General features: G+C 71.7%; 11 protein-coding genes. 2 read left to right on the forward strand and 9 right to left on the reverse strand.

Annotated elements, in window-relative coordinates; translation table 11 throughout:
• Window positions 1-17: 17 nt before the first annotated feature.
• Complete coding sequence (locus AB0J93_RS03905) at window positions 18-722, reverse strand: hypothetical protein (protein ID WP_363917906.1); 705 nt, start codon at window positions 720-722, stop codon at window positions 18-20.
• The gene (locus AB0J93_RS03910) at window positions 719-3277 is read right to left on the reverse strand and encodes an FtsK/SpoIIIE domain-containing protein (RefSeq protein ID WP_363918532.1); all 2559 of its coding nucleotides are present in this window, start codon (window positions 3275-3277) and stop codon (window positions 719-721) included. The genes AB0J93_RS03905 and AB0J93_RS03910 overlap by 4 nt, the downstream gene beginning before the upstream one ends.
• Window positions 3278-3475: 198 nt before the next feature.
• Here AB0J93_RS03910 and AB0J93_RS03915 point away from each other — a divergent pair, with 198 nt between their 5' ends.
• A complete protein-coding gene (locus AB0J93_RS03915; protein ID WP_363918534.1) occupies window positions 3476-4030 on the forward strand; it encodes a hypothetical protein in 555 nt (184 codons plus the stop codon).
• Between the two features lie 2 nt (window positions 4031-4032).
• Here the strand turns inward: AB0J93_RS03915 and AB0J93_RS03920 are convergent, their stop codons facing one another.
• From AB0J93_RS03920 to AB0J93_RS03940, 5 genes are read right to left on the reverse strand one after another with little or no spacing between them, the layout of a single operon-like run.
• On the reverse strand, window positions 4033-4626 hold the full coding sequence (locus tag AB0J93_RS03920; RefSeq protein WP_363917908.1) for a hypothetical protein: 594 nt from the start codon (window positions 4624-4626) through the stop codon (window positions 4033-4035).
• A 13-nt stretch (window positions 4627-4639) separates the two neighbouring features.
• A complete protein-coding gene (locus AB0J93_RS03925) occupies window positions 4640-5806 on the reverse strand; it encodes a M23 family metallopeptidase (protein WP_363917910.1) in 1167 nt (388 codons plus the stop codon).
• The gene (locus AB0J93_RS03930) at window positions 5799-6359 is read right to left on the reverse strand and encodes a hypothetical protein (RefSeq protein WP_363917912.1); all 561 of its coding nucleotides are present in this window, start codon (window positions 6357-6359) and stop codon (window positions 5799-5801) included. Before AB0J93_RS03930 ends, AB0J93_RS03925 begins: the two co-directional genes overlap by 8 nt.
• Entirely contained in the window at window positions 6356-8293 is a 1938-nt protein-coding gene (locus AB0J93_RS03935) for an MFS transporter (RefSeq protein ID WP_363917916.1), read from the reverse strand. The genes AB0J93_RS03930 and AB0J93_RS03935 overlap by 4 nt, the downstream gene beginning before the upstream one ends.
• A gap of 1 nt (window position 8294) precedes the next feature.
• Complete coding sequence (locus tag AB0J93_RS03940; protein WP_363917918.1) at window positions 8295-11072, reverse strand: ATP-binding protein; 2778 nt, start codon at window positions 11070-11072, stop codon at window positions 8295-8297.
• Window positions 11073-11255: 183 nt separating this feature from the next.
• Here AB0J93_RS03940 and AB0J93_RS03945 point away from each other — a divergent pair, with 183 nt between their 5' ends.
• Window positions 11256-11507 (forward strand): hypothetical protein, encoded by a 252-nt coding sequence (locus AB0J93_RS03945; RefSeq protein ID WP_363917920.1) that lies wholly within the window; start codon window positions 11256-11258, stop codon window positions 11505-11507.
• A 136-nt stretch (window positions 11508-11643) separates the two neighbouring features.
• On the opposite strand, the gene AB0J93_RS03950 is transcribed toward AB0J93_RS03945, so the two are convergent.
• Together AB0J93_RS03950 and AB0J93_RS03955 are read right to left on the reverse strand one after the other, a co-directional pair.
• Window positions 11644-12006, reverse strand: a complete 363-nt coding sequence (locus AB0J93_RS03950) for a hypothetical protein (protein ID WP_164448629.1) — start codon at window positions 12004-12006, stop codon at window positions 11644-11646.
• Window positions 12007-12019: 13 nt separating this feature from the next.
• Window positions 12020-12337: a hypothetical protein gene (locus AB0J93_RS03955; RefSeq protein ID WP_363917921.1), complete on the reverse strand. Its 318-nt coding sequence runs from the start codon at window positions 12335-12337 to the stop codon at window positions 12020-12022.
• Window positions 12338-12364: the final 27 nt, after the last annotated feature.

The following is a 12364-nucleotide window of genomic DNA, read 5'->3' on the forward strand; positions in this document are numbered from 1 at the left end:
CGGTCGGTCGCACCGGACTACAGCATCGCCAGTACGATTCCCGCGTTGACCACCACGGCCGGGACCAGGCAGGCCAGCGCGCCGAACCGTGGCGTACGGTCCACCCGCTCCCCCGGCCCGGGCGGGAAGCAACGGCCCACTGCGAACCACCCCAGGCCGAACGCGACCGCCGGTGCCGGCAGCCCGACCAGCACCGCCAACGCGGTCACCGCACCGGTGCCGGCGAGCAGATACACCACCACCAGAAGCACCGGAACGAACAACCCCAGCGGCCCGTACACCAGCAGGTTGCGGGCGCGGGACGGCCAGTGCGCGACCCGGGACAGGCCACGGGCGGTGAGCGTGTCGTCCGCTCCGACAGCCCACCGTCGGGCATCCCGCAATGCTGTCAACACCGTCGCCGGACCGCCGCTCATCGACCGGGTCGCCTCGGCAAGCTCCGGCGGTGTCGGCACCAACGAGATCGGTGGTACACCCAGCTCCCGTAGTCGGCTCTCCTGCGGCACCAGCCGGGTGCGTACCCCGGTGAGCTCCTCCCGGGCGGCCTGGACCGCGCGGGCCTGCTCGCCCGCAGCGGTCGCCGCGCCACGCCGTACCCCGTCGAGCTGCCGGGCCGCGGCGAGGTAGTCGGCCCACGCGGCCCGCACCGGATCCCCCGACTCCCCGGCCGACCGCTGCCTGACCGGACCGCCGACGGTGGCCGACGAGTGATCGAGCGTCATCCGGGTTCCCCCTGCAGGCTGCCGGGCACGTCGTACGGAACCAGCACCACGCCGCGCTCTGCCGGCCCGTCCCAGAGCACCACCCGGTCGGGGCGAGGTCGCCACTCCACCGGGCGGCCGAAGACCGGAGTGAGCTGAGCCCCCGGCACGCCCGCCACCGCCACGGCGGTCAGCTTGTCCACCGTCTCGTCCGGTTCCACAAGCGTCGCGAACGACGGCACCGTACGCCACCAGCCGAGCAGGTGCTGCCCAGCCGGTGGCCCGTCGCGCAGCAGGGCCCGCAGCCGGGCCGGCGGCAGTTGCTCGGCCGGTGCCACGTCCAGGCCGAAGACAACCAGGTACGCCGGCTCGCCGGCGTCCGCCACGGCGACCAGCCCGGCGAGGTCCACCAGGTCAACCTGGTGGGACTCGGCCAACTCCGCGACAAGATCGTCGGCCAGGTGCCCAGCCTCGGCGTCCGGTACGGCGACCACGAAGCGCGCCGTACCCGCCGGATGGTGGGCCGCCGTGCTGTGTGCGGCCGTCGCCAGCAGGCGACACGCGGCAGGCCGTGGACCGAGTACCGCGAGGTTACGCCCCGCAACCGGTCCGAACGGCACCGCCACGGTGCTGCGTGCGACGTCCACCGCCCGCCCGAGCAAGGCGGCCGGGGCCGTCGACTGCCCCGCGACGGCTGCCCGGTAACGGGGATCGTTGCCCAGCAGGGGGCGTGCGTACCCGGCGAAGACGACGGGCGGCGCCGCGCTCGGCGGGCGGGCCGCCCAGAGGCGGTGGCGCAGCCCGGCCACCGTCTCCGGCTCGTCTGCCGGGTCGGGGAATCGGACCATCCGCTCATGACCTCGGATCGCTCCGCGGGGACCGCCCAGACCGCCCGCGGTGTTCACCACCGCGCTGCCCACCGGCAGACCGGCTGCGGCGTCGTTGGTGGGTGCCAGCACCGCCCCGCCGCCAGGCAGCGCCACCCGCACCGGGAACTGGCCCAGCAGGGCGTCCCGCTGCCCGCCGTCCGGGCGGGTGGCCAGGCCCAGGTCACCCTCGCCGGCCAGCACCAGATGGACACCGTACGCCCGCCCGGTCCTGGCCAGCGCGTCCAACCGGGCCGCCACCTCGGCGGACAGCCGGTCCCGTTCGGCGAAGAGGACCGGCAGGTTCTCCAGCACACAGACGACCCGGGGGAGCGGGCGATGTTTCCGCAACTCGGCGAAACGCTGCCCACCCGCGCGGGCGGACGCCTCCGCGCGCCGGTGCACCTCGGCCGTCAACTGGTCCACCAGATCCAGTACGTACTCCCGGTCGGCGGCCATCGCGGCTGCCCGGACCTGCGGGACCCAGGACCGGTCCCGCTCCGTCTGCAGGAACTCCGCAAAGGACTCACCGTCACCGAGGTCCACCAGGTACAGCGACAGCTCGTCCGGGCCGTACCGCGCGACGAGCCCGAGCAGCGCCGTGGTCAGGAAGGTGGACCGGCAGCCCCGCGACCGGCCGCTCACCAGCCAGTGCGGGGTCAGTTCGGTGAAGCCGAGCGAAACCGGCCGCCCACCCGCATCACCGACGGTGCTGCTGAGCCCCTCCGCCGCGGTCGCCTGCCACAGCTCGTTGGGAGGCGGCAGCAGGTGCGACAGGGAGAGCCGGCTGCCGGCCTCGATCTGGGCGGCGATCCGGCGGCACACGCTGTCGACCAACTCGGCCGGCGGATCCGGGTCGACGAAGACCGGAGAGTTCAGCCCTCCGTCGGTGCCGGCACCGGCGAACGCCGCGCCCGGCGGATCACCCAGCAACGCGTAGGCCGTCCGCATCGCCAGCGGCGTAGCCCTGGGCAGTGCGGCCCGACCGACCGGCGGCCACCCCGCCACCACCAGGTGCAACCCGGCCGCCGGGCCCTGCTCGGCGAGCGCCTCGACCCGCGCCAGGTCGCTCGGCCGGTGCGGCTCGGGCAGCGCGGCCAGCACCAGCAGCAGCGAACGGTCGTGCCGGCGCGGACCGGAGGCGTCCGGCGCCACCCACCGCTCCGCCTCCGCCAGCACGGCCTGCAGACCCTCGGTGTCGGTGGCCGGCGGGGCCAACACCCCGGCGTCACCGAGCGCCGCGAACGGTGCCAGCGCGCCACCCGTCGCGTCCACCGCCCGTACCAGCAGCGCCCCGGCCGGTGTCGCCGCCAGCATCCGCAGCAGTACGGCCCGCAGCAGCCCGGCGACCCGTGCATCCTGCGCGTCGGCGTCCACCACGAGGTGACCGCTGCCGAAAATCGGCACCAGAGCCGGGAAGCGTGCGTCGTCCAGCGGGGCGGCGGTGCCCACCCGGACGAACGGAGGTGGCCCCTCCCCGGCGGGATGTGCCGGCTCGACCGCGTCCAGCGTGGACCCGGCCCAACCAGGGGCGAGGACGGTGGCCGCCTCGCGCAGCCGCTCGGCCAGCGCGTACTGGCGGCGCTGATCGGCCGGGACCGGACGGGTCTCGTCGAGAACATTCGTCGCCGCCGTGACCGTCGCGGCGGCCCGACGGTGCAGCGCGGCGGCGCGGAGCGTCCGTGCCTTCGGACCGCCCACCGTGTCCACCCCCTCCGCCCGAGGTCGGCACCCACTCGCCGGGCAGAACCGACGGTATCCCAGCAAGGGCTCCACCTCCGGGATGCGCGACGGCGCTGCGCCGGTGTTGTCATGGATCTCACCCATCGGCAGGGTTCGGTCACGATCTGCCAAATCTGGGGCATTGGGTCCTGGGCCGCCAGCCGATAGCCTCAGGGGGTGGAATCAGTGCCGCCCCCCGCCGGTTCCCAGGTCTCCCGCGTACCGGCGCAGAGGACACCGCCGGAGGAACTGGCACCGCCCGCGGTCGCGCCGGCCCCGCGCCGGCCCCGGCGACGCCTGCGTACGGTACTGACCGTGATCGCTGGGGTGGTTGCCGCACTCTGCCTGACCGGAGGGGTGGTCGGCTATTTCGTCTACGACCGCGCCACCACCCCCGACCGCAGCGCCCCGACGATCGTGGTAGACAGCTACCTGCGAGCTTTCCTTGTTGACCGAAACGATGTACGAGCCAAGCTCTTCACATGCGACGGCGGCAGCGATTTAGAGCCGCTCGACGCGTTTCGATCCGATCTTGCGGCCCGCGAGGAGCAGTTCGGCACGAGCATGTTGATCAGCTGGGGAAATGTTCTGGCGGAACAACGCGGCAACGAGGCTGAGGTACGAGTTGAGCTGCTGCTATCAGCTCGAATCGATGGAATCAGGCAGTACGACCGGCAGCCATGGACGTTCACCACGCGGTTGGACGAGGACTGGCGGGTCTGCTCAGCTACACCCAGCTAGCCTCACTCCACCCAGAGCATGTGGACCGGCACCTCCAGTGTGGTCGGTGACTGACCGCGCCAGGCCCAGCGGTACCACTCCATCTCCGGTGTCACCCGTACGCAGATGTCGCCCTCGGCGCCCGAGTACGTCTCGGTGACGGCGCGCAGGTCACGATGCTCGACCGAACCGACCATGTGCACGACCCGTCGTCCGGTGACCGAGTCCGCCTCGAAGACCGGCGTAGGTGCCCGGTGGGTCGGTGCGTCCAGCGAGACGAGACGCAGGCCGCCGTCCGTCGCCGGCATGGTCGCTCGGCCGACCGTCTCGACCCAGACCCGTTCGACCGGCACCAGTGGGGCGAACACCTCGACCTGGTCCGCCTCTGCGCGGTACCACTCGTGCTCCGGGATGACCGGGACGTAGGTGCGGCTGTTCTGCACCACCCGTTCGTCGGCCCGCAGGTCGGCACGCCATCCCAGGCCGGGCAACCCGACCAGTACCCGTCGTCCGCGCAGTTCCACGCTCTCGGCGGCGGGGACGACCTCGATCGGGCCGGGCGGCTGGAGGGCCCAGTCGGGCTGGTCGGCGAACGGGTCCGGAAGTGGTTCGGTCATGACGGCTCGTGGTTCACCCGGCGCCCTTCAACGGTGCACCCTTCGACCGCATGAACGGCACCGGGTCGATCGCGCCCCGACTGCTGCGGTCGCCCTCGACGTGCACCTCGTAGTGCAGGTGCGGCCCGGAGGAGTTGCCGCTGCTGCCCACCTCGCCGATCACCTCACCAGCCTGCACCGTGTCGCCCGCGGCGACCCGGGGACGACTCACCAGATGACAGTAGCGGGTGATGAAGCCCTGAGCGTGCAGCACGTCGACGAACCAACCACAGCCTCCCTTGCCGGGCCAGCCGTCCACATCACAGCTGAGTCGCCCTCTCCGGTCGGGGTCACATCGGGAGACCAGTACCCGGCCGGTCGCCGCGACTCTGATCAGGGTGCCCTTCGGCGCGGCGATGTCCACACCGTTGTGTCCGGGCCGACTGGCGGTCCGGAATCCGGAGCCGACCCCGCCCGGAATCGGCGCGGTCCAGCCGGAGGCGGCGATCTCGCCGCCCGCGGCGGCATCACACTCCTCGCGTCCGGCGATCAGCGCGGTGCGTGCCGCACCCCCGGCCAACGCATCCACGATGCGGGCGGCGAGTTCCTCGTGCTTGGCGTACGCGTCCGGAAAGGCGCTGATCTGAACCCGCTGGGCGGCCACGGTCAGCGGCAGCTTCTCCCAGTCGGCCACGTCGACCAGCTTCTCGTAGAACTTGCGGGACGCGTACTCGGGGTTCATCCGCTGGGCGACCGTGCCCCACGAGGGCCGTTGCTGGAAGAGACCGACGGAGTCGTGATCGGCCCCGATTCCCTCATTCGGAATGTCCCGCGACTCGCCGACCGTGCTGTTGGCCAGGTTGAGCAGGCGCGACTCCTGCATGGCGGTCGCCACCGCGATGACCCAGCCCCGCGGCGGCACCTTCATCTCCTGGCCGACCTTGATGATCACGGCGGCGTTCCGCAGCTGGCGTTCCCCGTACTCGGCGAAGCGTGGCATCTTGCCGCTGACGTCCACCTCGAAGTCGCCGGTGCACTCCATGCTGGCCGGGGCAAGCTGCTCGGCGGCGTCGCCCCCCAGTTCGGTGAGGAAGAAGGCACCAGCGCCACCGGTGCAGCAGAGCAGGGTAAGCGCCGCGGTGAGTGCGGTGGCGAGAGCCCCGATCCGGGCCGGCCGACGGGGACGATTCTGGTCACTCATCCCTGCTCCAGTCCACCGCGTCCACCAACCATCGCCCGTCGGGCGCCAGCAGTTCGAGCCGGAGTTGGCCGTTGTCGAGCGGAATCGTCGCCTCCACGAAGGTATCGCCGCGTGGGCGGAGGGTCACGTCACCCGTGACCGCGCCGGCGGGCACATCGGTCGGGTCGGCGCCGGAGAGCTTCTCGGTGAGGCCGGCGGTCGAGAGCGGACGCAGCGCGTCGTTCCAGTCCTCCGTGGTTTGGCCCGGGCGGCCGATCCAGGCCGCGGCGAAGCGTTCGGCGACCAGCTCCGGTGTCGACTGGCCGGGCCGGGTGACCGGGGACGGTGTCGTGGTCGTGGAGATCGCGCCGTCGTCCCCGGTGGTCGGGTGCACCGTGGTGATCGGGTCGGCTGGTCGATTGCTCAGCCCGGTCGACGGGTCGGTCGGGCCGGCCACCAACCTGGCCGCCCCGACCACCCCGAGCACCAGCACGGCGATGGCGAGTGCGACACCCTGCCGGGACCGCAGCAACCGCAGGAACAGGAATTCGATCGCCCGGCGCACGACGGTCACCGGGCCTCGGAGCGGACCCGCGGTGTCGGCTTCTCGGGATCCCGTTCGGCCGATCCGGGACGGTAGATGGCGTAGGAGGGGTTCTCATCCGGCACGTCCGGCTCGGTCCAGGAAGCCGGCTGTCGGCGACGGGGCCGGGGCGCGACGGCCCCCTTGGCGGGCCGCGCCCGGCTCTGGTCGTCGGCACCGCCGGCTTCGCGGCCGTCCGCCCGCTTCGCGGTCGCGGGTGCGCCGCTGGGGACCGGGTCCGGACGAGCCTCCGGACGCACCTTCGGCTGCTCCGGTGCGATCGCCCGACGCCGTCCCATGGTGGGCTCGGCGGTACCGCCGGGCTCGGCGACGTCGAGCCGGGCCGCGGTGCGCATGTCTCGGAAGAACCGGCGGTGCCAGGAGCCTGCCGAACTGACCGCCTCGCTGTTGTCCTTGCCGCCGAGCTGGGTGATCCGGCGATAGGGGCGCAGCAGCAGCCAGCCGACCACCCCGCAGAGCCAGACCAGGACCACCTGAAGCCAGCCGGGGAGGGTGGCCGTGCTCATGATGAGGTCGACCGCGAAGAGGTAGATGGCCGCACCGGTACCGAAGATCGCGATGTTGAACAGCGCCGCCACCACCGCGTTGCCCAGCCGCCGCAGCCCGGCGCTGGCCGGCCGGAGCAGGCCGATGGTGCCCAGGATGGGTGCCGCGATCACCGCCCACCGGAAGATCAGAAAGCCGAGCAGCACCAGCAGCGACGCGGTGAGGTCGAACATCGCGAAGAGCAGGGCGGCGAGCACCGCTATGAACCCGGCACCCACCCGGTCCATGTCCCGGACGCCTTGCAGGTACTCGTAGGCCTCCGGATCCTCCCGCTCGATCTGCGCGGCGACCGTCATCCACTGTTGTTTTTTGGCGCTGATGGTGGCCTCGCGGAGTTCCGGACTGGTCCGGATCTTCTCGGCCTCGTCCCAGGACAGCGACTTGGCGTCGTAGAGCGCCTCGCCGTACTTCTTGGCGGTCTCGCTGTCCGCCGAGCCGAGCACGCCACGTAGCCAGTTCCGGTAGAGCATCGCCTCGGCGGCCGTGTCGCTGGCCCGGACCGCCGGTGGACGCTTGTCCGTGCAGGCGTCCGGATTGGGCATCGCGCACCGGTCCGGCGGCACGTCCTTGGCGGCCGGGCCCACCGCGTCGTGCACGACGCCGAGCGTGGAGACGAGGGCGCCGTCGGCGAGGTTCGCGGACTTGACCGGCCAGGCGGCCAGGGCGGTGACCGCCACCATCACCACCAACGCCCACCCCGCCGTGGTCATCGCGCTGCTCATGTCGGACTGGCGGGAGCGCCAGAGCAGGTAGAGCCCGACCACGCAGAGGGTGACGATGCCGAAGACGCTGAACACCTTCTGGTAGATCGCCTTGGTGGCCTGGTCCACAAGTGGATCCGCCCAGCCCCACATGGTGCCCGGCTCCCAGGCGCGTTCGCGCAGTGCGTTCGAGGCGCCGATTATCGCCGTCGCCATCATGAACTCGCCGTTGGCGATGGTGTTCGTGAACTTGTAGTCCGGGTGCAACAGGGTGGTCGCGCAACCAGATTCGATCTTGTAGGTGCTGTAGCTGTAGCCGGCGTAGCCGTAATTCGTGTAGTAGCCCTTAGGGCCCCTCAGTTTCGAGGCCTCCGGACGGGAGGCGAACCACCCAGCGATGCCAGAATCCGGTGCCGTCGGCGTCGGGGGGTTGCGACAGGTCGCCTCCGATTCCGCTACCTGCTGCAGTTTGGCGACGCAGGCGCGGAAGTCGACCTGCCATTCCTCGGTCGTGCAGAGTTCGGCCGCAGCGGCCTGGTACGCCGCCGGGGCCGCGTACGCCGGTGTGGCCGTGAGCCCGGGCCAACTGATCGTGGCTGCGGCGAGGACGCCGAGTGCCAGGAGGAGCGCCGTGATCCGTGCCCGGGCCCTCGCCATGTCACGCCTCCAGGTCAGGCAGCACGGTCGGCAGCACCCCTGCGGCGGCGGCGATGGCGGCGGGGGTGGTGTCGAGGTGATCCAGCAGTCCATCCACGTAGGAGACGTCGACCCGGACCTTCTGGACCCGGCCGTCGACGTCGCGCATCACGAACTCCCGGAAACCGAGCCGGTTGGCGGAGGTCGCGTCGGCGGTGGAGAGCGAGGCGAGGGTGGCCTCGTAGCCGTCGTCGACCGGTACGCGCAGTAGCCGCAGCGCCTCGGAGGCGATCTCGGCGTCCTCGGCGATCCGACCGACGAACACGGTGGAGACGAGGTTCTGTACGTCGAGCCCGAGGATGTCCCGTGGGTTCTGCGACGCGACCAGCGCGGCGAGGTTCCACTTGCGGGAGTCGCGGGCGAGTCGGACGAGGAAGGATCGGCCGGAACGCCACCCCTCCATGAAGTGTGCCTCGTCCAGGCCGACCAGCTTCCGCGAAGCCATCGAGCCGCCGTAGCAGCGGCGGACCGCCAGCCGATGTGCGGTGTGCAGCATCGGCAGGGCGAGCGCCTCCTCGGCCGACCAGTACTCACGTTCGATCTTGAGGTCGGGAAGTCGCAGACCGGCCATGGTGATCACGGTGAGCGCGGCGTCCGGCCCGAGCAGCCCCTCCGGCGGGCGACCGAAGAAGAGCATCGCCAGCGGCATCTCGGCGGTGTCCAGCAGCAGGTTGGCCAGTTCCCGGCCGGCGTCGTCGTCCAACTGGCCGAGACAGGTGACCACATCGTCAAGCGTGGAGGTTTCCTCGGCGGGCACCTGACGTACGGCGTGCCGGAACAGGGTGGCGGTCGATGCCTCCCTGGCCACCTGCGGCGGCACCAGCATCATGCAAATGTCCTGTACCAGCATCCGGCGCTCGGCCCGCGCGTTGGAGACCGCGATCTCGAACTCCCGGTCGCCGGCGGCTCCGGTGCCGAACTCGCTGCGCAACGGTGTCGGGATCAGCGAGTACGGTGCCAGCGTGCCGTGTTCGGAGCCGGTCAGGTTCAGCACTCGCGAGTAGGGCCGAAGCTCCGGCATCGCACAGAGCCGGGCCAGCGGGCCGGAGGGGTCGAGCAGGGTCACCTGCACGCCGCGGCGGGCGGCCAGATAGCCCAACGCGCCGAGCAGCGTGGACTTGCCGCCGCCCGGCTCGGCCACGAAGACCGCCAGGCCGGAGCGCTCACGCACCTCCATGGGGAAGTGCAGGTCGAGGAAGACCGGACGGCGGCAGGTGCCGGCGGTACGCCCGATCAGGTCGCCACGTCGGTCACCCACCGTGGAGGCGGCCTGAGGCAGTGCCGCCGCGAGCAGATTGACGGGCATCCTGCGTACGTAACCGGTGTTGGCGATCGGCTCACCGGGGATGAACTCGCGGGCCAGCCAGTCCTGGTTCTTCGGGTGCTGCAGGGAGATGCGCAGCTCGCGGGAGTAGAGCTGGATGAGTCGCCGGGCCCGTTCCAGGCACTCCTCCCGAGTACGGCCGCCAACCGCGATCCGGTGCCAGCCGTGGGCGCGGGCCGAGTCGACCGGCAGTCCGGTGGTCATCTCGTCGCCGATGACCAGAGCCCGTTTGGCGAGTCGCTCCAGCTCGGGCGGGGCGTCGATGCCGTGTTCGGCGTAGTCCAACTGCTGTGACCGGATCATCCGGAGCCGGTGTTCCAGGTTGCGGAAGGAGTCGCCGGAGCCGAGGATGTCGACCCGGGTGGAGAGTTCCATCGGCCAGGGCAGCCGCTCGTGGAAGTGCAGCCAGGGTTCGTGTCGTTCGGGGATCTCGAGCGGCTCCATCCGGCCCACGGCGAGCACCGCCACGTGTCGTTCCTCGCCGGTCATCCGGTGCACCAGCTTCACGGTGGAACCGTACGGCGTGCGGTAGCGCTCGACTTGCTCAGTGAGGGCGAGCAGGTCGCCGCGTTCCCAACGCCCGTCGGTGATGGGCGAGAGCGTGCCGGGGGGCGCCATGCAGAGCGCCACCGACCGGTAGAGCAGCCACTCCAGCTCGTGCGCCGTGACTCGCCGCCCGCGCATGCCGAAGGCGCCGAGCACCTCGTCGAACTGTTCGACGGTGCGGCCGAGCTTGCGCCGCTCGCCATCGGCGACGCCGCGGCCGAAGGTGCGCAGCAGCCGCTCGGTGAGCGAGTCACCGAGGGAACGGCGGGCGAAGGTGACGCCGAGGTACGTCTGACCCTCGGCGTGGTTCACCGAGAGCAGGTGTCGTTGCGCGGCGACCAGGTGCTCGGCCCAGCCGGGTGTGCCGGGGACGTCGGGCAGCGGCGCGGCGGTGTTGGCGTCGATGGTGCGGGCCCATTCGTCGGCCGGGAAGGGCCGGGTGGTCCGGCGCAGGTGCAGCCGGAAGCCGGCTAGGCCGGCGTACTGCTCGGAGATGGCCGCGAGCAACGCCTCGCGTTCCGCGTCGGGGCGGAAGGCCCAGCGCACCTCGGGCAGCCAGTACCAGGCGGTGACCGTGTTGGGGGTGAAGGTCAGGTGACCGGCGATCTCGGTTATGGCCAGCTCGACCGCCGGATCCCGATCGCCGAACTTGATTCTCGGTGGCCGGACGCGGACCGGCTTGACCGGCCGGTCCCGGTGGTCGACGGACCGCTGCCGAGGGGCCGGGCGGTTGGCCGGGGGCGTCACCCGGCGTGGCGTCCGGGTCTCGGCGTCGGCGGATGCCGGGTCGTCACGGACGCGGCGGTCCTCGCGGACCGAACGGTCGTCACCGGCGGGACGATCGTCGGCGGGTGGTCGGGCGCTCGGCAACCGGTCTCCGGGGGCTGGCACCACCCGGGAGGGGGCCGGCGGCGGGCTCGTGGCTGCCACCGCGTCGTCGACCACGTGGACGGGCGGCGCGGCCGGCGTGGGGTCGGGCGGTCGCGGGGGTGCCGGTGGCGGAGCCGCCCGATGGGCTGCCGATGTGGGCCCGACGGCGGGTGGTGGCGTCGGGTGCGGCTGCTGCGGCAGGGCCCGCGCGGGGAGCCCGTTGCCACGCTGGGCGGAACCGGGCCGGGGGTACGCGCCACCGAACAGATCGAGGAACGGAGAGTCGATGTCCGCGCCGTCCCGGCTGGCCGGGGCTGGGTCGGCCGCAACCGCCCGGCGCTGCGGCGGGCGAGGCGCCTGGAACACACCGACGCTGCCGTGGCCCGGGGTGGTGGCGAGCGCCGGATCCAGCGTGGCCTCGTCACGCTCGTCTGATTCAGGGTAGTCGAATGAACGCGCACGGTTACCGTGTGGTGCGGCCGGACGTCCGGCCGGGGATCCCGGCGTGGCGGAGCGGCTCATGCGATCGCCCTGCCCGTGTCCTCGTTCGGCCCGTACGGCGTGCAGCCGGTCATGCCAGTTCCTCCCGGATCCTGATCCTGCTGCCGACCAGGCGCGGATCGCGCTGCTCGGCGGCCGGCTCCCGGGTGCGTCGCCAGTCGGTCAGCGCGGTACGGATAACCATGCGCGCCGGACGGTCCGGGTCGACGTACCGGAAGACGAACGAGGTGGTCACGATGGCGAGGGCGATCTCCCAGGCGGGGAAGAGCTCGACCCGCAGCGTGAACAGCCAGTGGATGAACATGTAGAGGGGAACGAGCAGCATGAACAGCCCGTACTGGGCGTACGGCAGGTGGACCGGAAGGGTGTAGCCGGGCGGGCCGAGATAGACCAGGCGGGCCCGGTAGATGTCGTCGTCGGTGCGCAGCCGCATCTCGTGCCCGCGCCTATTCGAAGATCAGGTTGATCAGGAAGTCACCGATGAAGAAGAGGGTGGCGGCTCCGGCGATGAAGGCCAACCCGACGATCGCGATGGCCGAGCTGGTCAGCACCTTGGAGATCTCGCCCCGGCTGGCGCGGCCGATGAAGATGACGCCCAGCACGGCCAGCAGGATCGGAGCGATCTTGCTGGCGAAGAAGGTGACGACGCCTTCGGTGTCGATCCCCTTCGGTTCCTCGGCGGCGAACGGAATCGACGACGCCAGGGTGGAGAGCAGGTGGACGGCGTTGGTGGACGCCGTTTCCATCAGCTCGATGGCGATCACTGAAACCTCCCCAAGTCGCGGCCGGCG

The sequence above is a fragment of the Micromonospora sp. NPDC049374 genome (genome assembly GCF_040677165.1).
In the GTDB taxonomy this organism is placed as follows: Bacteria; Actinomycetota; Actinomycetes; order Mycobacteriales; family Micromonosporaceae; genus Micromonospora.

Coding starts and splice junctions, on each gene's coding strand:
- AB0J93_RS03925 (WP_363917910.1), bottom strand. CDS start 5,806: ATGAGTGACCAGAATCGTCCCCGTCGGCCGGCCCGGATCGGGGCTCTC.
- AB0J93_RS03935 (WP_363917916.1), bottom strand. CDS start 8,293: ATGGCGAGGGCCCGGGCACGGATCACGGCGCTCCTCCTGGCACTCGGC.
- AB0J93_RS03905 (WP_363917906.1), bottom strand. CDS start 722: ATGACGCTCGATCACTCGTCGGCCACCGTCGGCGGTCCGGTCAGGCAG.
- AB0J93_RS03950 (WP_164448629.1), bottom strand. CDS start 12,006: ATGCGGCTGCGCACCGACGACGACATCTACCGGGCCCGCCTGGTCTAT.
- AB0J93_RS03920 (WP_363917908.1), bottom strand. CDS start 4,626: ATGACCGAACCACTTCCGGACCCGTTCGCCGACCAGCCCGACTGGGCC.